At 45.2% G+C, this 20,085-nt stretch carries 20 protein-coding genes and 1 other RNA gene; 9 read left to right on the top strand and 12 right to left on the bottom strand.

Translation table 11 applies throughout. The features are described from left to right. Positions 1–13 precede the first annotated feature (13 nt). Positions 14–850, top strand: coding sequence for an S-formylglutathione hydrolase (gene fghA / locus INR79_RS04505; RefSeq protein WP_223096176.1), 837 nt, complete (start codon positions 14–16; stop codon positions 848–850). A gap of 73 nt (positions 851–923) precedes the next feature. Here the strand turns inward: fghA and INR79_RS04500 are convergent, their stop codons facing one another. The 6 genes from INR79_RS04500 to INR79_RS04475 all read right to left on the bottom strand — a co-directional run bounded on the left by INR79_RS04500 (position 924) and on the right by INR79_RS04475 (position 7,467). Then, positions 924–2,480 carry an AbgT family transporter gene (locus INR79_RS04500; RefSeq protein WP_022549910.1) on the bottom strand — a complete coding sequence of 519 codons (1,557 nt, stop codon included), beginning with the start codon at positions 2,478–2,480 and terminating at the stop codon, positions 924–926. Between the two features lie 324 nt (positions 2,481–2,804). Beyond that, positions 2,805–4,364, bottom strand: coding sequence for an AbgT family transporter (locus INR79_RS04495; RefSeq protein WP_004408490.1), 1,560 nt, complete (start codon positions 4,362–4,364; stop codon positions 2,805–2,807). 336 nt (positions 4,365–4,700) lie between these two features. Then, positions 4,701–5,111 carry a prepilin-type N-terminal cleavage/methylation domain-containing protein gene (locus tag INR79_RS04490; protein ID WP_223096175.1) on the bottom strand — a complete coding sequence of 137 codons (411 nt, stop codon included), beginning with the start codon at positions 5,109–5,111 and terminating at the stop codon, positions 4,701–4,703. Next, a complete protein-coding gene (locus tag INR79_RS04485) occupies positions 5,101–6,387 on the bottom strand; it encodes a hypothetical protein (RefSeq protein ID WP_022549907.1) in 1,287 nt (428 codons plus the stop codon). Before INR79_RS04485 ends, INR79_RS04490 begins: the two co-directional genes overlap by 11 nt. Continuing rightward, a complete protein-coding gene (locus INR79_RS04480; protein ID WP_223096173.1) occupies positions 6,384–6,974 on the bottom strand; it encodes a pilus assembly protein PilW in 591 nt (196 codons plus the stop codon). Before INR79_RS04480 ends, INR79_RS04485 begins: the two co-directional genes overlap by 4 nt. Then, positions 6,955–7,467: a Tfp pilus assembly protein FimT/FimU gene (locus INR79_RS04475; protein ID WP_004408501.1), complete on the bottom strand. Its 513-nt coding sequence runs from the start codon at positions 7,465–7,467 to the stop codon at positions 6,955–6,957. Before INR79_RS04475 ends, INR79_RS04480 begins: the two co-directional genes overlap by 20 nt. A gap of 51 nt (positions 7,468–7,518) precedes the next feature. Between INR79_RS04475 and INR79_RS04470 the strand changes: the two genes are divergently transcribed. Continuing rightward, a complete protein-coding gene (locus tag INR79_RS04470; RefSeq protein WP_139063364.1) occupies positions 7,519–7,980 on the top strand; it encodes a type IV pilin protein in 462 nt (153 codons plus the stop codon). 91 nt (positions 7,981–8,071) lie between these two features. Here INR79_RS04470 and grpE read toward each other — a convergent pair whose 3' ends face one another. Continuing rightward, positions 8,072–8,671 carry a nucleotide exchange factor GrpE gene (gene grpE, locus INR79_RS04465; RefSeq protein ID WP_004408505.1) on the bottom strand — a complete coding sequence of 200 codons (600 nt, stop codon included), beginning with the start codon at positions 8,669–8,671 and terminating at the stop codon, positions 8,072–8,074. A gap of 152 nt (positions 8,672–8,823) precedes the next feature. Here grpE and nadK point away from each other — a divergent pair, with 152 nt between their 5' ends. Next, positions 8,824–9,708 carry an NAD(+) kinase gene (gene nadK, locus INR79_RS04460; RefSeq protein ID WP_004408506.1) on the top strand — a complete coding sequence of 295 codons (885 nt, stop codon included), beginning with the start codon at positions 8,824–8,826 and terminating at the stop codon, positions 9,706–9,708. A 170-nt stretch (positions 9,709–9,878) separates the two neighbouring features. Continuing rightward, entirely contained in the window at positions 9,879–11,543 is a 1,665-nt protein-coding gene (gene recN / locus INR79_RS04455) for a DNA repair protein RecN (protein WP_223096171.1), read from the top strand. 117 nt (positions 11,544–11,660) lie between these two features. Here the strand turns inward: recN and INR79_RS04450 are convergent, their stop codons facing one another. From INR79_RS04450 to INR79_RS04440, 3 genes are read right to left on the bottom strand one after another with little or no spacing between them, the layout of a single operon-like run. Then, a complete protein-coding gene (locus INR79_RS04450) occupies positions 11,661–12,440 on the bottom strand; it encodes a metal ABC transporter permease (RefSeq protein ID WP_223096169.1) in 780 nt (259 codons plus the stop codon). 2 nt (positions 12,441–12,442) lie between these two features. After that, positions 12,443–13,339: a metal ABC transporter solute-binding protein, Zn/Mn family gene (locus tag INR79_RS04445; protein WP_022594631.1), complete on the bottom strand. Its 897-nt coding sequence runs from the start codon at positions 13,337–13,339 to the stop codon at positions 12,443–12,445. Then, positions 13,329–14,519, bottom strand: coding sequence for a TonB-dependent receptor (locus INR79_RS04440; RefSeq protein WP_223096167.1), 1,191 nt, complete (start codon positions 14,517–14,519; stop codon positions 13,329–13,331). The genes INR79_RS04445 and INR79_RS04440 overlap by 11 nt, the downstream gene beginning before the upstream one ends. A gap of 142 nt (positions 14,520–14,661) precedes the next feature. Between INR79_RS04440 and INR79_RS04435 the strand changes: the two genes are divergently transcribed. Together INR79_RS04435 and bamE are read left to right on the top strand one after the other, a co-directional pair. Next, positions 14,662–15,996 (top strand): YncE family protein, encoded by a 1,335-nt coding sequence (locus tag INR79_RS04435; RefSeq protein ID WP_223096165.1) that lies wholly within the window; start codon positions 14,662–14,664, stop codon positions 15,994–15,996. Positions 15,997–16,223: 227 nt separating this feature from the next. Next, positions 16,224–16,583 carry an outer membrane protein assembly factor BamE gene (gene bamE / locus INR79_RS04430; protein ID WP_004408518.1) on the top strand — a complete coding sequence of 120 codons (360 nt, stop codon included), beginning with the start codon at positions 16,224–16,226 and terminating at the stop codon, positions 16,581–16,583. A 99-nt stretch (positions 16,584–16,682) separates the two neighbouring features. Here the strand turns inward: bamE and INR79_RS04425 are convergent, their stop codons facing one another. After that, complete coding sequence (locus INR79_RS04425; RefSeq protein ID WP_223096163.1) at positions 16,683–17,006, bottom strand: RnfH family protein; 324 nt, start codon at positions 17,004–17,006, stop codon at positions 16,683–16,685. Beyond that, positions 17,006–17,437, bottom strand: coding sequence for an SRPBCC family protein (locus INR79_RS04420; RefSeq protein ID WP_004408522.1), 432 nt, complete (start codon positions 17,435–17,437; stop codon positions 17,006–17,008). The genes INR79_RS04425 and INR79_RS04420 overlap by 1 nt, the downstream gene beginning before the upstream one ends. 170 nt (positions 17,438–17,607) lie before the next feature. Between INR79_RS04420 and INR79_RS04415 the strand changes: the two genes are divergently transcribed. From INR79_RS04415 to ssrA, 3 genes are all read left to right on the top strand, one after another. Continuing rightward, positions 17,608–18,954 carry a response regulator gene (locus tag INR79_RS04415; RefSeq protein WP_223096161.1) on the top strand — a complete coding sequence of 449 codons (1,347 nt, stop codon included), beginning with the start codon at positions 17,608–17,610 and terminating at the stop codon, positions 18,952–18,954. A gap of 18 nt (positions 18,955–18,972) precedes the next feature. Continuing rightward, positions 18,973–19,458 carry an SsrA-binding protein SmpB gene (gene smpB, locus INR79_RS04410; protein ID WP_004408524.1) on the top strand — a complete coding sequence of 162 codons (486 nt, stop codon included), beginning with the start codon at positions 18,973–18,975 and terminating at the stop codon, positions 19,456–19,458. Positions 19,459–19,526: 68 nt separating this feature from the next. Further along, positions 19,527–19,894: a transfer-messenger RNA gene (gene ssrA, locus INR79_RS04405) on the top strand. Positions 19,895–20,085 lie beyond the last annotated feature (191 nt).

Here is a 20,085-nt window from a genome sequence, read left to right as displayed (position 1 = left end):
GAAGCTCCAATTCATGGCTATCACTGAAATCAGCGCCGCGAAAGTGCATGGTGGCTGGCACAAACAATTCACCCATCAGTCCGCCTCTGTCGACTGCGAAATGCGATTCGCGATTTTCCTTCCGCCACAAGCCGAAACCACCTCAGTTCCCGTTTTGTATTGGTTATCCGGGCTTACCTGTACCGACGAAAACTTTATGCAAAAGGCTGGTGCATTTAAAAAAGCAGCCGAGCTTGGTATTGCGATTGTTGCGTCTGACACGAGCCCGCGTGGTGAGGGCGTACCAGATGACGAAGATGGCGCATACGACTTTGGGCTAGGTGCTGGTTTTTACCTGAACGCAACCCAACCCCCTTGGAATCGTCATTACAATATGTATGACTATGTGGTCAACGAACTACCCGCAATCATTGAATCTGAATTTCCAGTTACCGCAGAAAAATCGATTTCCGGTCACAGCATGGGTGGTCATGGCGCACTCTCTATAGGAATTAAAAACTCAAAGGATTACCAAAGTGTGTCGGCATTTAGCCCTATAACCAATCCGATAAACTGCCCTTGGGGAATCAAAGCGTTTTCAAATTATCTGGGTGACGACAAAGAAAGCTGGAGGGATTACGACAGCTGCGAACTACTGTCTCAGGCAGATCAAGTGCCGCCAATTTTAATCGACCAGGGCGATGCGGATTCTTTCCTAAAAGAACAGCTAAAACCTGAAGCTTTTGAAGCTGTGGCTCAGGGTCTCGATAACATTGAGTTAAGGATGCAGCCCGGCTACGACCACAGCTACTTCTTTATTCAAAGCTTCATTGAAGAACATTTGGCATTTCACGCCAGATACCTTAAGTAGCACTTACCTAAAAATGAGAAAACCCAGCTTAATCGCTGGGTTTTCTTTTATCCGGAACCGTTTCTAACAGGGCTTAGAAACCCAGTGGAATGCTAAAGCTAAAGAAGCCAATCAGCACGGCTGTCCAGATAGTTAGGAACGCGACGGAGTATGGCACCATCATTGCGATCACATCACCAAAGGTCAGCTCAGGCTTGTACTTACGCATGAATGCCAAGATAACACCCGCATAACTCATCATTGGTGTAATGATGTTGGTAGACGAATCGGCAACACGGTACGCTGCGGTGACCAAATCTGGAGTCATGTTCGGATTAACCTGATACAGCATAGGAACAAAAATAGGACCAAGCAGCATCCACTTAGACGTTAGACCTCCCACGAACAGGTTAATCAGTGCGGTTGTGATGATAAATCCGATGATCAGCAATACTGGGAACTTTTGCAAACCAAGAGACTGCAAGAAAGTTGCACCTAAGTAGGTCACATAAGTACCAAGACCGGAATAGCTTAATAGCGCCAGGAAGTTGTAACAGAAGAACGTCAGAACAAGGATGTAACCCATAGTGTTCATCTGAGTGACCATGGCTTTAACCACGTCTTGTAGATTCTTGAATTTACCCGTTGCGTAACCAAAACACAGACCAGACACTGCAAACACCAGTGAAATCAGCAGAATCACGTTATCCAGATAAGGGGTAACTTCTTTGCCCGCTTCATTGGTATAGGTACCAAGAGGTCCTGTTGCCATCAGGTAAATCGCAACCAGAGAAGCTATCAAACCCAGCCCAGCCCAGCGAAGACCTTTGCTTTCTTTGGCATTCAACTCGAACTCATCGAAGTTGATTTCTTCAGGCAACTGGTAAGACATTTTTTCAAGACGAGGACTTACAAATTTAGCAGTAACCCATGCACCAACAGCAGCCAGAACAAACGTGGATACCAGAATGAAGAAATAGTGCATGGTTGCGGGGTTAAGTGCTTCACCGTTACCACCGACGAAAGGAACGCCCTGAGATTCAGCAAAGATCTTAGCGTTAACACCTAGAACAACGTCCGCAGGTGTTGCAGGAAGTAAGTTGGCACTGAAACCAGCAGAAACCCCGGCAAAAGCGGCTGCCATACCAATCAATGGGTTCTTACCCAGACCGGCATAGAGAAGACCAGCCAGTGGAATAAGTACCAGATAACCCGCATCTGCGGCGATAGAACTCATGATCCCCAGGAAGACGATCAAAGCCGGTAGAAGTTTATCAGGGATCTTTAGACCGACTTTTTTGATCACCGCTGTCAGCAAACCGGAGTTCTCAGCAATACCGATTCCCAGCATTACAATCAAAATAACGCCTAAAACTCCATGACCAAATGCCAGCCAGTTTTTTAGCAACGCGTTATCAAACATCCAGCGAATATGCTCGGCTTGCAGCATATTTTTAATCTCATGCTGAACGGCTTCACCACCCCGACCAAGGGTCTCAAATGAAACACCACCAGCTAGCCCTGTTACCACCAAAGAAAATACAAACAAAAACATGAAGATGATAACGGGGTCAGGAATCTTTTTACCCGCTTTTTCTATAAACCCAATCACACCTTTCGGCTTGGGTTCAGGAGCTACCGCTTCGCTCATTTTTCTACTCTCTCCAAATGTGTTCTACATCACAAAAAAATAAGCGATGACATTAGCAAAGTCGCCTAACCCTGTAAAGATTGAATATAGAACCTTGAGAAACACATTTAGAAACCCAGAATAAACATAGAATTAATAACCATATATTAGATTCTTACTTGGTTATAAATTTCAAACAATTGGATTTTAGCTAGTTTTATTAACCTTTAATTAAATAGTTTTCAACATTGGAAATATTCAACATTTCTGAATTTAAAGTCATTTAATTCTACATAAAACAAAGCCCTGCAATCGCAGGGCTAATATTCTGAGTAAAGGTGCTTTTTACATAGTGTAAGTATATGGAGCCTGAATCCCTAGCGGGATGCCAAGTGCCCAGTACGCCAGCAAGAAGATGGTCCAGCCAATCAACATGGCGATGGAGAATGGCATCATTAACGACGCTAACGTGCCAATACCGGTAGACTTCACGTAGCGTTGGCAATACACCACTACCAGAGGGAAGAATACCATCAGTGGTGAAATGATATTGGAAACAGAATCGCCTACACGGTACGCCGCTTGCGACAGTTCTGGCGAAATGCCTACCGCCATCAACATGGGAACCAGAATAGGACCAATCAATGCCCACTTAGCAGACGCGGAACCGACAAGCAGGTTCACGAAAGCAGTGAGTAGAATCATGCCAACCACCGTTGCCTGACCTGGTAACTCCATCGCTTTCAAACCTTCAGCGCCATACAGAGCCAGCATTGTACCAATGTTTGACTGACCAAATGCCGACAGGAACTGCGCACAGAAGAAGGACATCACAATGTAGGCACCCATGGTTGCCATGGTATCGGACATCGCTTTGATAACGTCGTTGCTGTTTTTAAATGTGCCTGAAACACGCCCGTAGACAATGCCCGGAATGATAAACAGAATGAAGATAAGTGGCACAATGGATTTCATCACTGGCGCAGAAAAGGCCGTCAGCTCACCTTCAGGGGAACGAAGCGCAGAGTTTTCTGGAATAAGAGCAGCGACCAACAATGCGATACCCGCAACCATTGCCCAACCCGCGTAACGGAATGCCTTAGATTCTATTTCTGTAAATGAACCTAAATCCGGTGCTTCTTCTGCATCTTCATCAACTGGCGTGTTAGCTAGGCGTGGTTCGATGATTTTCTCGGTCACGTACCAGCCTATCGCAACAATCACTATTGACGACAATCCAGTAAAGAAGATATTCGCCAGTGGGTTAATCACATAACTTTCGTCAAGTACCTGAGCTGCCGTTTGTGTAAATCCTGCAAGCAGAGGATCAATACCGGAAGGGATGAAGTTCGCGGAAAAGCCGCCGGATACACCAGCAAACGCAGCAGCGATACCCGCAAGAGGGTGACGACCAGCTGCGTGGAAGATGATGCCACCAAGAGGAATAACCAGAACGTAGCCTGCATCTGCCGCAGTATGAGATACGATCGCTACCAGAATGAGCATTGGTGTCAGCAATTTAGCAGGAGTGAAGTTCAGCATCTTCTTCAGACCAGTGGTAATAAAACCAGAAGAGTCTGCAACGCCTACCCCCAACATTGCCACCAGAACAATTCCAAGTGGCGCAAAACTGGTGAATGTTGTCACCATATTTGCAAGGAAACTTGCCAGAGCTTCACCCGTTAGCAAGTTATTAATTTGCAGTGCTTCACCAGTACGTGGGTTCATCAGATCAAAGGAAACGTTAGAAAGTAGAGCAGATGAAACCCAAACGATGACTAGTGCCCAAAAAAACAAAATTGCCGGATCCGGTATCTTGTTTCCAGCGCGTTCAATAAAGTTTAAAAATCGGTCCATGCCCGACGGTTGGGACGATGGTGCCTGTTTAACAGCTTGGTTACTCATAGGTAACTCCATAGTATTTGGATGTTGTTTACGGGCGTGTAGTTTTCTAATTTTTGCCCACCTCGCAAATAACTATTCTATTTCAACCCTAAATTAAAAGCACAATAAACCAACCATTTTTATAATCTCAGACAATTATTTCTAAAAAATTTACAAATAACCAACAATCGAACTTCAATCACGTAACTAGCACAAAATAAAAGCGCTACAGGAAAGTTAATTTCCCCATAGCGCTTCTATATGATTGCTTTAATTATTAGCCTGGTGAATTTTACGTCAGTGACGTCCGACGAAAGTTATCCGGATAACTGGTGATAAAGGCTAGAGTCTTTTGACCTAATCAAACTCATTGTATTTTGACAGCATGGTTTGCAAAGTCACTTTCTGAGTGGTGTTTAAGCGATCCTGCCATGCACTATCAATCGTTATAACTTTGACCGCAGATGACACCGTGCCCGTTGCCTGAGAAACCGACCAGGTTAAAGTGTATCCTCCACTTTTGGCTTCGCTGCCAGACGAAATCGAGCCAAATAAAATCGTGCCGTTTGCGCCACTCACTGAACGTTTCCTGAAATGCTCCAGTTTCGATTCTGCCAAGTATAACGCTTCAAGGCTCCGTGCTGCATGTTCCGATTTATGTTCCATAAACGTCTGTAGCTTCACCATACCCAGCATACCTACACCAAAAAGCAAAAACGCAATCATCACTTCAATCAGGCTGAAACCCATCTGCTTTTTAGAAGTCATTCCATGATCCTTTTAGCCATTGAGGAGGAGAATTTTTACTGCGGGCGTAGTCGATCACGTCTTTGTTAAAATTCAAACTTATAGCCTGATCAAAAAGTGCGTAGTGACTGAGCTTCTTAGTAGGATCGCTAGGGTCAGTAAACTCTTTTGAGTCAATATATTGCCCACCAGAGAAAGTGAACGCCCCTCTTTGGAAATAAGTAGCACGTGCTCTTATATCTGCCGAAAACTCAGACGCACCAGCAGGGTTGATATATTCGTCACCTCCAGGTAATGCTTCCCAGTGAGTAAGATTAGGTGCATATGTAGGGTTAATATGGAAAAGTAAACCTTTGAATTCACCAGTTGCCGTGTTAGACATCAATGAGAGAGGTCCATTACTCACCACTAAAGTGACACCGTTCGCCGTACCATTTGTCGCGGTTATCAGCGAATTGTACTGCGCATCGTTAATTTCACACCCTCCGCTCACCCAAACAAACTCACTGCCACTACTAATCGCATCTGCAATTTTTGCCCCGCAATTGCTCAGTATTTTTGTACCATGGCTCAACGACCCCTCAAGAATAGTAAAGTTACCATTGTCACGGACTTCATCAGCCCTGCTCAAAGGCACACCAAAAAAGTTCTCAAATGGCTTTACATCTGTATCTTGGTAAAAATCTCCGGTAGAAATATTTTCAGTACCACCACTTGTCGTTATTGTTTTGTGCGAGCCTCTACAATCTTTTCCTTTATGATCGAATGTTGCCCAAGGTTTTTCTCCTACCTTTACACCTTTATTTTCTACATTTCCTTTCACTCTAAAGGCATCTTTGTAGCGCACTGCTACACACTCCCAACCATCCTTTTTGAGCATGCCGGGATCAGGAGTGTCGAAGGCATTGGCACCAAAAAGATAGAGACTAGCACTTGATTGCAACGCTCCCGAACCCAATGAACCACCGTAGCGAATCTCTTTTTCTAATACCGTCGTGCCCACTTTGGCAACCGCCATTCTTCCTGCCGAAGAAGTATTGAGATCAAGCGTTAAACCGGCTTGACTCGAACATCCAGTAACACTGCCTGCGGAAATTTTATCGACATGCGCTCGGGTATAGATGCACTCCAATCCCCCTTCCGCTAACCAGTGCTCCTGCCTGTTTTTCACTTCATTCTGGGCACGCTTAATTTGAAAAAACACTTGCTTGTATGAACCGAGAATCAAGATAAGCGCGGCAACCAACACAAAGCTGGTGACGGTTAGGGTGATGTATCCTTGATTGCGCCGCATCATTTCCAGTTCCTTTGTTTAAATGAGGTGGAGAGCGTCACTGTGTCGGTGGAGTTTTTCAAAGAACCTGTCATTTTTATTGAGATGAAAGCGGAACTTACGGTCGATCCCAGAGGCGTGTTTCCGACCTCAAAAGCGGTCACCTTAACCTGTTTCTCATCAAGCATTTTAAAATAGGGGCTACATGACGCTTGTGTACTGATTGCTGCCGACTGTTTCGAACAAATCTTGACGTTGTTATCATCGTGTTTAAAGAACACGTGCTCATATTTGTTTTCTTTATTGAGATAGACGTAACCAATCGAACTAGAAGTCGTGAGGAACACACTTGAAGCCCCAGAAACCATTGCGGCTTTGTCGTTGCTTCCGTTATAGCCTGCTCTGAGTGCGTCTTCTTTTATGTATTTCAACGTGTCAGACATGCTCTGAAGCACCAATAAATCTAACGAACGTTGTGTCGCTGATTTTTGGGCAGAAAGATAAATAGAGCCAACCGACGCAATTGCCAACAGGCTGAGAGCGGAAGCGATCATCAGCTCGATTAAAGACGCACCTCGCTGACGAGAAGCGCTAGCAGTCTGTAAAGCCATGGCTATTCCCCGTACTACCGCACACTTTGACTCGACCATTGGTGAAGTGAGTAATCACAGATCCACTGTCGGACATGTTTTCCTGATAGCTGAATTTAAACGTTCCGGCTTCGATGCGACCATTCACCCCCTCGATTTTGAAAGGTGGACCATGATTGCTTGAAACATAAATATTCTTGAAAGGTTTTCCGACGATAGACTGAACCAAAGCGCCAGAAATAGAGGACGATTCTCGCAAATCGATAATCCAGTCACCGCTTTTAGACGCACTAGAAACAGAAGCACCAGATACCGTGAAGTGAACCCAAAGGTCACGATTTCTCATTACGGCTTCAGATCGAGCTTCAATCAAGAAGCCCTGTAATTCATTGGCGAGACGATTGATACGGTTGTCATCGGTCACAGATTTATAGCTGGGCGCGAATGCACCAAGCAAAATGGTCATCACAGCCAGCGTTATTAAGAGCTCTATTAAAGTAAAGCCGCGAGCCATTTCCCAAATTCCTCTGAAACTTCGTATATGCACTTAAATTGACTTGCAGCGATGCTAGCACCGCCTAAGAATAGCGGGGCAAAATTGAAGGAAGTTATGGAAATGATTCGAATAAAAAGATGTAAACAGAGCAAAAAGAAGGGCAAAGGAATGACATTGCTCGAACTTTTGATCGCCGTTTCTATCGTTGCGATATTCGCAGCCATCGCATATCCATCTTTCAACAACTATGTTTATCAAGGACATAGAAATCAGGCCATGGCGGATCTGGTCAAAATTCAACTTAGTCTTGAGCAGCTATACAACAACGGTTACTCCTGGTCCTCCATCATGTCAGGGTCAACCTGCACCATATGCGATACTTCTGATGACAGATACACCTTTGCGGTGACATCTGCGGGAGGGTATACAATCACTGCCACGCCCAAAATCGCAAAAGGGCAGAATAATGATCAGTGCGGAACACTGACATTAAAAGCAGACGGCACATCTCTTCCCAACACCTGCTGGTAAACCTATACAAACCATCGTAACCAATTAGCATGATTCAAAAAAATACCCGCGCTCGGCGGGTATTTAATCAATCAATTTTATTGAGCAAAATTTACTTCGCTACCATCACCATCGCTGGACGAATCACACGACCGTTCAACTCATAACCTTTCTGCATCACTAGCATAACGGTGTTTGATTCATGATCCGGGCTTTCTTGAATCGACATTGCCTGGTGGTATTCAGGGTTAAACACTTCGCCTTCAGGATTGATTTCTTTCAAGCCAAACTTGGCAACCACATCAACAAATGTTTTATGGGTTAGCTCAACACCTTCAAGAAGAGGTTTCACCGCTTCGTTTTCAGCATCTGCCGCCTGAATTGCACGCTCTAAGTTATCAATAACAGGGAGAAGTTCCTCAGAGAACTTGTTCAGAGCATATTTACGCGCTTTGTCGATTTCCTGCTCGGTACGACGACGCATGTTTTCTACGTCCGCTTTTGCACGAAGAACAGACTCTTGCTGCTCTTTCACTTTCGCTTCACTGGTCAGCAGTGCCGCTTCTAGCTGTGCGATTTTCGCTTCCGTTTCGTCTTGCTCTGACTCTTCGTTCCAATCGATATCGGCATCTGAGCCAACTGCTTCCACTTCTTCTGCAGTTTCTTGTTGCTCTAGCTCTTCTTCTTTAACCTTGTTTTCTTCGTTGCTCATGATATCTCCAGAATTCAGAATTCAACTACTTATGCGATGATATGCTCACAATTTTGAGACAAAAATACTCGCATAGTTCTTCAACTTGCCTTTATTATGGGGATGAAGATTTGCGTTTCAAGCACAATAACCTCAGACAACGGATTTTCTCTATGCCAAAGCCTTTTGAAGTCATCGCAATTATAGGCAAACCCCGTGACAGCAAAGCCGTTCAAACACACAAAGAGTTGTATCATTGGCTCACAAAAGAAGGCTACTCAGTCCTTATTGATGACCGACTTCAGGAAATCCTAAATGACATCGACCACTCTCATTTCACCAGCTTAGTCAACATTGGTAAAAAAGCCGATCTGGCCATTGTTGTGGGTGGTGATGGAAACATGCTCGGCGCTGCTCGCGTACTGTCGAGATTCGATATTTCTGTGATTGGCGTAAACCGAGGCAACCTAGGGTTTTTAACAGACCTGGATCCGGAAGAATTTGAGAAGGCACTTTCCAAAGTACTGAAAGGCGAGTTTATGGAAGAAAATCGCTTCCTGCTTGAAGCCGAGGTACACCGCCATGGGCAGGTCAAAAGCCACAATGCTGCATTAAACGAAGCGGTGCTTCACCCCGGTCAGGTGGCGCATATGATCGAGTTCGAAGTCTATATTGATGACCGATTTGCCTTTTCTCAGCGATCCGATGGCTTGATCGTATCGACGCCAACTGGCTCAACCGCTTATTCACTATCAGGCGGTGGCCCTATTTTATCACCAAGTTTGAATGCCATTTCTCTGGTTCCCATGTTTCCACACACCTTGTCCAGCCGCCCATTGGTGGTGGATGGAAACCGCAGAATTAAGCTATTAATTTCACCAGACAACCGAGGCACTCAGGAAATCAGCTGCGATGGTCAGATATCATTACCCGTGTCACCCGGCGATGAAATTCATATTTACCAAAGCCCGAATGTGCTTAAGCTAATTCACCCAGAAGATTACAGCTACTACCATGTTCTGCGTAATAAGCTGGGCTGGGCGAGCAAGCTTTTTTAGTACGAGTTTGTTTGCGTTACCCGAGAAAACATAGAGTTACAGCCATACGGTTGAGAACGCTCACAAAAATTCGGATTCGTAAAAAAATATACCTGTACAACTTTACTGTATAAAGAAACAGTATATACTGTTTTCTTATACAGTATTGTTCAGTTATACAGGTAAATAAAATGCTGGCTCATTTAAGTGTTAATAATTTTGCGATTGTTAAGTCTTTACAGCTAGAACTTGCCAAAGGCATGACAACGATTACCGGCGAGACCGGTGCAGGTAAATCCATTGCTATTGATGCTCTGGGCTTATGTTTAGGCGATCGGGCAGAAGCAAGCTCGGTTCGTCAGGGCGAAGAAAAAACCGACATCAGCGCCTCGTTCCTACTGGACAACAATATTCACGCAACGCGTTGGCTAGAAGATAACGACTTAATGGATGGCAGCGAATGCATCCTGAGACGAGTTATCACCAAAGAAGGCCGTTCAAGAGCCTTCATCAATGGCAGCCCAGTGCCAGCTTCGCAGCTTAAAGCACTTGGGCAGCTCCTCATCAATATTCACGGACAACATGCACATCATCAATTGATGAAAAGCGAGTATCAGCTTTCCATGCTGGACCAATACGCTGGGCATTTAAACCTGCTGAATAAAACCAAAAACCACTATCAGACCTGGCGTCAGGCAGACAATCATCTTAAGCAACTCAAACAAAACAGCCAGGAAAATCTGGCGCAAAAGCAGTTGCTCGAATACCAGATCAAAGAGCTTAATGAACTTGCTATCGGTGAAGAAGAATTTGTCGAGCTCGAACAAGAACACAAGCGCTTGTCCAACAGCGGCGAACTGGCATCCACATGCCAACAAGCCATTGAGTTGATTTATGAAGGTGAAGATGTCAACGCACTGGGCATTTTGCAAAGTGCCAACCAGTCTATGATTCAGCTCGCTGAACTGGATGAAAAGTTGACCGCACTGCCAGATATGATCTCGGAAGCCATCATCCAGCTTGAAGAAGCCAACAGCGAACTTCGACACTACTTAGACAGTATCGACGTCGATCCCGCGCGCATGGCGTATGTTGAAGAACGTTTCTCCAAGGTGATGTCGACGGCACGTAAACACCACGTCATGCCTGAAGAGCTTTACCAACATCATCAAGATCTTCTCAAGCAAATCGAAGCTCTGGACTGCTCGGATGAAAAACTGGATGCACTTGCGCAAGAAGTAGAAGATAAACGCGTGAAGTTTTTGACAACGGCTGAAAAACTGAATAAATCACGCCAACGTTATGCCAAAGAACTGAACAAGCTCATTTCTCAAAGCATGCATGAACTCAGCATGGAGAAAGCCAAATTCTGCATTGATGTGGTTCGCGACGAAAACCACGCCTCTCCGCTTGGCATTGACCAAGTGACATTCTTGGTTTCGACCAACCCAGGTCAGCCTCTACAGCCAATAGCCAAAGTGGCATCTGGTGGTGAGCTTTCTCGAATTTCTTTGGCGATTCAGGTCATTACCGCCCAGAAAGTGGATACCCCTAGCCTGATTTTCGATGAAGTCGACGTGGGTATCAGCGGTCCAACAGCCGCAGTGGTGGGTAAAATGCTACGTAAACTAGGTGAATCGACACAAGTCCTGTGTGTTACTCACTTACCTCAAGTTGCAGGCTGTGGTCACCAGCAGTTGTTCGTGGCGAAAAACACTAAAGGCGGCAAGACAGAAACTAAAATGAACAGCCTAGATCAGGACCAACGCGTCGCAGAGCTGGCCAGATTGCTTGGTGGTAGCCAGATCACCGACAGTACATTAGCTAATGCTAAAGAACTATTAATTGCGGCTTAGTTTCAGTGGTTGCCTGATAATAAAAAAACGCTTCATCACCTTTGATGAGGCGTTCTTTTTATCACGTTTCAACCCCTTAGCGACGCGCTTTTATAACGACTAAGATCATAAGGCTGACTAATCTGCGGGTTGACGCCAAGGAACTCTTCCAACCGAAAGCTTTGAAACCAAAAGGTAGACAAATCCTGTTGCTGCCATAGCTAACACAACACTGGGGCCAATGGGATAATCCCAAAGCAGAGATACATAAAATCCCCCCACGCCACCAATTACACCGATTGCCAACGCACTCAACCAAATAAGACGGCTGCCACTCATGATTACTGCTAAAGCGGGAATTATCAGACAAGCAAATTCTAAATAAACTCCAAGACTTATCACCAGAGCCGGAATGACCAAAGCAAAAAGCACATAAAAACCACGACCAGCGAGCCAGCCTGGTCGCCAGATTTGAACGATCGCGAGAATAAATGCAACACAAAAAACTGGCAAAATGTCGCTTGGGCTGCTCCACAAAAGTCGCCCATTTAAAAGCGCCGAGATCATCTCTTTACCATGTGGGTTGTGGCTCACCATAATCACAGCAGCACACGCAGCCAACACGTAAAGCAAGCCAATTAGCGCTTCAAGATGATGTTTTACTTTGTCTTCTAGCCAGCTAAGCAAAAGAGCCGCCGGAACAGTGAGTAGCCAGGATGCCAACAGCTTTGTTGTGAAGTCAACGCCCGCATGCCCCGCTGAAAGTTCAACAAATAAAACACCCAGCGCCGCAATTTGGGCCATCGCCAAATCTATAAATATCACGCCGCGCTGAAGCACCTGCCGCCCAAGAATAATGTTGGCGAACAAAGCAAATAGCCCTACTAAAGCGGGAGCAACCATCCAGGAATAAGCCACTGCTACTGCCTTTGCAAACTGAGTAGTTGAACAATGCTGTCATCAACAAGTGTGGCTAACGTATCCGTATTGGCACGCCCGCCTACACTCTGTGCCAGTTCTGCCACTGGCAGACCAGTACGCTGAGACAGCCAGTCTGAGGCATCGGTAGGTTGGTGACTGGAATATACAATGCCCGCGGCGTCATCTGAACTGATTGAGCTGAGGGAATTCAAATGTGCGACTGTCGGTGGCAGCCCCGGTTTTGGCTCTAAATCTGCGATTTGCTTAATACCAAGCCATGCAAATAGATAGCGATGGGTTTCGTGGTAACCTACTAGCTGCATGCCCTTTAATGCTTCGCCCTGCTCCTGCCATCGTGACATGTGCTTACGCCAGTTTGCACGAAACTTTACTCCTTCCCCTTTGTACAACGCTCGGTTTTCAGGATCGATTTTCGCAAGCCTTTCTACTAAGGCTTTGGATACATTGGGGATATCCGCTACCGCGAACTGAACGTGAGGGTTGCCGTGGCTGTGTACATCCCCCATTGAACGATCGACGTGGTCGTGAGTGTCCAACATTTTTACGTAGTCGGTTACCCAGAACAGCCCGTCTTTACCATTCTGTACATTTCTGTTTCGACTCTGACGTTGCAATTCTGGCAGCCAACCGATTTCTAATTCAGCTCCTGAACACACCACTAAATCCGCTTTACGCATTTTAGAAATCAGTGATGGTCTTGCCTGAATGTAGTGCGGGTCCTGCATTGCAGTGGTCGCCGAGAAGACTTCTGCATTTGGCGCGTGTTGTTTGACCAAGGATGCCCAATCAGGTTGGCAGGTAAACACGTTCAGGCTTGCGTTTACAGAAAGAGAGGTAACCAGCAAACCACTTGTCAGAAAAAATTTAGAAAGCATGAGCAGGGTGCGCTCCGAAAGACATAATGTATTGAATGGTGAAGATGTTCTGAGATTTACTTGTGAGTTGCTCACGGGTTACCTGAGCGCGCACTCGCCCGAAGTGAGAACCATGCCAGTCCAACGCTATATCCGTTTCCTGAATATCAGATTTCGTTAATTCTCCATGGTGATGATCCACGTGCCAGTGCACTTGCCCCGTTACTGCATCCACCTCCCCATAACGTCCACTGATAGTCCAGTCTGGCGAAAACTGATAAGCCAGCTCCGCATACCACCCGTGTGCCTGATCATTTGCATTTGGAATAGATTCCATTCGTTCATCGTATCGGTCGTTAATAAACCAGGCTTCAGCCGTCACTCGGAGGTTTTCCTGCTTGTAGTTACCATTCGGCGCCCACTTCCAGGTCATATCAATACCGTGTAACCATTTTCCTGTGACGGTTGGACCGTGTGAATGACCGTGGTCACCATGGCTGTGAGAGGAATGATCATGAGAAGAATGATGATGTGAAGAACCAGAGGTTTCCTCAGCCGCGAATCCGAGACCGTTTGCATTGTATAGGGTGCTCAGACCGACTCGCCAACTGTTCGAGTCATTCACGTCGTCACCAATTTGAAGGTTTGCGGTGTAAACTCCGACTGTCGCGGGATCGGTGTACCCTACATCCCACTCTTTCCCTCCGAACACTTCAAAACTTGCCGCAACAAACGTTTCTGTTGGTGCTAACCATGATAGCTGAATGCCATCATCAAAGTAGTGACTGCCGAATACTGCGCGACAGACGGCGGGTCTGTCACTAAAGGCATCTTCGTGTAAATGCTTGCTGTTTAAATAACCCACATTTGACAGCATTCTGCCGGCTTTAACCTTTATACCTGCTGGAAGGCTTAGGGTTTCAACAAAGGCCTCTTCTACTTCAAATTCAGTTTTTCCGCCGTGAGATGCCACCACAGCAATCAACTGACCGCGAAAGTTCTGGTCTATATTGCTGCTGAGTAAGATTTCGGAATGCCCAAGACCAAAGCCTTTGTCTCGCATTCCCCATTGGCGAGCTTCACTTTGATATGCCCCATCCAAAACGACACCAAGATCAACATCAGGTGCACTGATTGCAAATGGAGAAATCAAGCCAAGAAATGAAGCCGTACAAAACGCATTTAAAGAGAACTTTTTCACCTATACCTCTGAAATGTAAATAATTATTAATTACGAAATTAGTTGAATATCGCAAATGCTATGTTATAACATCCCGCAAAGTCAATCAGACATTGAATAATTCTCATTCAACATATTCATGAACATTCGAAAAGGAAGTCACATGCACTTTGCTTCTAATCTATTTGGAAAAAAAACACTTCTCGCCTTATCTGTTGCCGCTTTTGCCAGCGGCTGTTCAGACGGTGAAAACAAAACCGATACGGCGGCACAAGACAATAAGCAAGATAATCACCAGAGCTCTGAGAGCTTTAGCCGAGTTGCGGTGAGTGAATTCAATAGCAATAGCGTTTATGTATTAAATGCGAACAATTTTGGGGTCGTCGACCAGTTCGCGATGACCCACTCACCGTCGGCATTAAAAACCAGCCCTGACGGTCGATACGCCTTAGCCTTTCAGCGCAGCCAAAACATAGTAGAAGTGATAGACAGTGGCATTTCTGCCGAAGCACACGGTGACCATTTCCATTTACATTCAGAGAAGCCTTCCCTACTAAACGGAAAGTATGAAAGCGCAGCACCAACCCATTATGATCTTGCAGGTAGCCAGGCAGCTCTATTCTTTGATGGTAATTCAGAGGCAGGGGTCAATGCAGAGTTAAAAATTCTGGATGACGCCTCTATAGCGACGATGGGTCAAGTTGCGAGCTACTCATTCACTTACGCGATGCACAGCGCTGCGCAAATTTTTGGTGAGCATGTGTTCACAGGTATTAAAGAAAACCCTGCAGCGGAAGGTTTACCTGATAAAGTTGCCGTACTGGAGCTGCATGGCGATCATTTCCACGCGCCCACTGTTGCTAATGTCACATGCCCTTCTTTACACGGCAGTGCACAATCTAAAACTCAGGTAGCGTTTGCATGTAATGACGGTGTTATTATTATCGACAAACCCAGCACAGCCCCTGAATACACAAAAATTGCTAACCCAGGCTCATTGGCACCAACCATCCCTGTTCCAGGCGAAGATCCGGTAGCAAATAGATTAGGAAAAGTAATGGGGTTCAAAGCATCTGATAAACTGCTGTTTATCGCAAAGAACCAGCAAGCATTTCAGCTCAAACAAGGAATATTAGAAGAAGTACAGTGGAAGGAAGCCGACACTGAACGATACCTTGCCTATATTGGTATCGACTCTGCATTCTTAGTTCTTTCTTCTACTGGTAAGCTCAACGTCTTTGACCCAGCCACTAATTTTGCTCAAGTAGCAAGTGTCAAAATCTGGGATACAGTTCCGGTTTTGGATGATCCTAAAAATCAGAAATTCAGCATTGTCTATGACAAACGAAACAATCATGTATTTGTTACTGATCCAAAGAACAAAAAGGTGTTTGAAGTAGAGCTTGGTCAGCAGCCAACTGTCAAAACGCACGAATTAAGCTTCATTCCTCACCTAATTACTTGGGTAGGAACAACCGAGCAAGAACATCATCATTAATACCGCCACAATGTTAATCAAATCACAGCGCAGTTAACCACTGCGCTAATTGTCTTTTTTACGATGCAACTTATCGCTATAACTATGGTCATACACTCGTTATGGGCATTTCGATTCCCTCGACGTTGAGTTTGCCAAAGGATGGCAAGATAATTTTTACTTCTTGGGCAAAGGTGATTATCATTTTGCCCGAGAACTTAAACTAAGTAATAAAGAACACAATAACTATGCAATTTAAGAAGTGGATCATTGCCGTACCATTAGCGCTTACCATGTTAACGGGTTGCTCGGTTGCAGAAAAACTGGTTTACCGAATCGATATCAACCAAGGGAATTACATTGAACAAAACGCTGTGGATCAGCTTAAGTTCGGCATGTCTAAAGAACAGGTTCGCTTCGTGTTGGGTTCTCCAATGCTGGTAGAAAACGGATACCCAAATACGTGGTACTACATCTATCATCACACCAAAGGGCATGATGACTCGATTCAGAAAAACCTCTTCGTTCGTTTCGACAACAATGAAAGGCTGGTTAAAGTTGAAGGCGACTTCCCAACCGGTGCTAATTTCTTCGAAGGCGTTTACTAATCCAATCGCCACACCAGATCAAAAAAGGCTCGTCATATGACGAGCCTTTTTACTTTGTATTCATTGAGCTATTAACTAAATCGCTTGGTAACGCCAAATCTACGATTTTTCCTTTGCCTGTTCGGCTTCTAGCTTGGCTTGCTCAGCGCGTTTTCTACGAATTTCTTTCGGATCAGCCAAAAGTGGGCGATAAATTTCAATTCTGTCTTTGTCCGTCACCGTAGAATCCAGCTTCACGTTGCGGCTGAACACACCGACTTTGTTCTTAGCCAAATCAATCTCGGGGTAGATATCCATCACTCCAGATTGCTCGATGATTTCTTTCACCGTCATTTCCGCTTCCACCGCTAGGGTGATCACCCGCTGTTCTAACGGTAATGCGTACACCACTTCTACGTGGATCATGTTCGGTTCACTACTCATTACACGTACACCTGTTTCGCACGCTGGGTAAAGGCATTCACCATATTATTGGTCAGCTCGTTAAACACTTTGCCAAACGCCATCTCAACGAGCTTACTGGTGAACTCAAACTCGAGTTTCAGTTCGACCTTACATGCCGTCTCATCCAACGGCGTAAATTCCCAACCGCCGTGGAGATGCTTAAAAGGACCATCCACCAGTTGCATCAAGATCTTTCGCCCCGTTTCCAGTTGATTAGACGTTGTAAATGTCTTGCTAATCCCAGCTTTAGACACATCAACCGATGCCACCATAGCGGTTTCCGAGTTTTCTATAATTCTTGAGCCAGAACAGCCAGGAAGGAAATTGGGGTAGCTGGCAACATCATTCACTAGGTTAAACATCTGTTCAGCGCTAAACGGCACTAACGCGCTGCGGGTCACTTGCGGCATATTTTCCCACTTAAACAAAACATTGGGGTTGTACAAAATAACTTAGGTTTTTCAGTTATATGACAATATCGTGACTGATTCAATCGTCCTATAATATCGAGCTGACTCTGGCTATGTTACCAACACCAGCTCTTTCAACCTCACCTTATGGTACTTCACGCAACCTCCCTATGAAAGTTTTGATTATTGAAGACTGCCCGACCACGCAACTGGCTATGACGCGAATGTTGGTAAAGATTGGTTTGAAAGAAAACAATATCACTTTCAGCTCAAACGCTGAAAAAGGTATCTGGCTTATCAGCCAACGTGAATTCGACCTTATCTTCATCGACCAAAATCTGGGGCAAGGAAGTACTGGTCTGGACTTGCTAGAAGCCGTGCGTATACAAAATTTGCTTCCCGACACCACCACACTTATCGCACTTTCTTCAGATTCAACTCGTTATGTTAAAGAAAGTTTTCTCGATTTGGGTGTACACCAAATCGAACGTAAACCGATTCTGATAGACAGGCTGGATCGGATCGTAAGCGAGCACTATCAGTTCAAAAAAGCGTTAAACACCGTACTTACCTCTTATAAACAGAGTGGTATAAAAGTCGCTGCATCAGGCTTGAAGCTCGCCAAAACACGCACACACATCCTGCGTATTACCCTTATCCTGGCAAACAAGCTGAAAGAACGAGGGCTTTTTAAGCTCGCTTCCAATTTGTGCCAAAAAGTGAATATGCAGCTCAAGAATCCTGAATTGAGTGCCACAATCCACGACCTCAACTTCGAACATATCTCTCCGCAAGAGAGTTTTGAGTTGGTATCGCAAGAAGCAGAGCGAATTGAGTTGCCGCAAGAAGTTGCGGACGTATACAGCAAAATGTTGCTCCAAAAAAAACACATTCAGCCTCTTAGCAAATCGTTGCAGCAAAACCTTGATAAATACCCAACGTCTTTGACTCGACTTATGCAAAACGTGTGGCTCCACCTAGTTACTCCTGACTGTTCGCAAAGACAGGCTAAAATTGTTCAGTCATTTGAAAAGATCGCCCCCACCTCCATCGCACTCGATAGCGATATCAAGATGCTTATCTTATGGGCACTAGAAAAATCAAACCAAGACGGTATAAACACAATAAAAGAACAATGGGCAAAATTCCCGACTAAAACCAAACGATTAGAGTTAGAAAAGTCCATATTCGATCTACTTGCACTTTGGAATCAGGCAAATCAATCAGAAAATAAGTTGATGGATGAAATTCTTGATATACAAAACCGAGTTGAAAGGATGGCAGGTCAAGCGTTTAGCTTACCTAGAGCATTGCTGTTGTTAGACGCAGGCAGACGACTAGAGATGGATGAATTCACACAGCAGATGCTACAAAATGCTATGGGTTTAGCCGCCAAAGAAAACAGCCTGCTGTCACGGTCCCTTATTCATACCAGCATCAAGCACTTACAGAGTTCCAAAAATCAGCAAAGCTTACACCAACCCCACGAGAATAGTCTTTCCCTAATGGGAGACTAGGCATATAATGCGCCTGTTATGGCAAAGAAAAACTCAAAATCAAAAGCGGGTAGCAATACCATCGCGCAAAACAAACGAGCTCGCCACGAATATTTCATTGACGACGAAATCGAAGCTGGTCTTGAACTTCAGGGTTGGGAAGTGAAATCCCTGCGCCAAGGTAAAGCCAACATCGCCGAAAGCTATGTATATATCCGCGATGGTGAAGCATTCATTAGTGGGATGAGCATCATTCCACTACAACAAGCAAGTACCCACATCGTTGCTAACCCAACACGTGTGCGCAAACTGCTGATGTCTCGTCGTGAAATCGACAATCTCTTTGGCAGAGTAAACCGTGAAGGCATGACTCTGGTTGCAACCACTATGTATTGGTCCCGATCTTGGGTAAAAATCAAAGTAGGTGTAGCCAAAGGTAAAAAACTGCACGACAAACGTACTGATATGAAAGAAAAAGACTGGGCTCGCGATAAAGCTCGGGTTATGAAGAGCAATCTGCGCTAATCTTGACCACTTGAGTTGCACAGTGCTAGACACGTTAAGCTTTTCTGGTACTATGCAACCTACACTTTGGGGCTGATTTAGGATTCGACGGGAATACTGCAGTCTGAGGTGCATGCCGAGGTGCGGTAGGCCTCGTAAAAAAGCCGCAAAAAAATAGTCGCAAACGACGAAAACTACGCACTAGCAGCTTAATAACCTGCTCAGAGCTCTCTCGCCCTAGCTTCCGCACGTAAGACGGGGACCAACGAGAGATCAAACCCAAACGCGCTAGTCCGGATTCTCCCGCCTGAGAGATGAACGACGAATTCTAATTCAGGCTAGTCATTCATTAGCGTGTCGGTTCGCAGGTGGGTGGCGAAATTAAAGATCGACTAAGCATGTAGTACCAATGATGAATGATTTTCGGACGCGGGTTCAACTCCCGCCAGCTCCACCAAACGTTTGGAAAGCCCGCTAGCTCATAGAGTTAGCGGGCTTTTTGTATCGAGCCTCATATTACCTCCTTTGGACTGGTTACCATACAAAACGAAAGTTGCTGACCCTCTACAATACGCTTTTTACCGCCAATATCTCAACCCTTAACATACCGTCACCACCTTATTGACATGCAAGTTATTTAATTATAAT

Source organism: Vibrio sp. SCSIO 43132 (assembly GCF_019904195.1).
GTDB lineage: Bacteria > Pseudomonadota > Gammaproteobacteria > Enterobacterales > Vibrionaceae > Vibrio > Vibrio nigripulchritudo.
The sequence above is the reverse complement of the archived record's forward strand: the minus strand, read 5'-3'. Positions and strand labels throughout refer to the sequence as shown.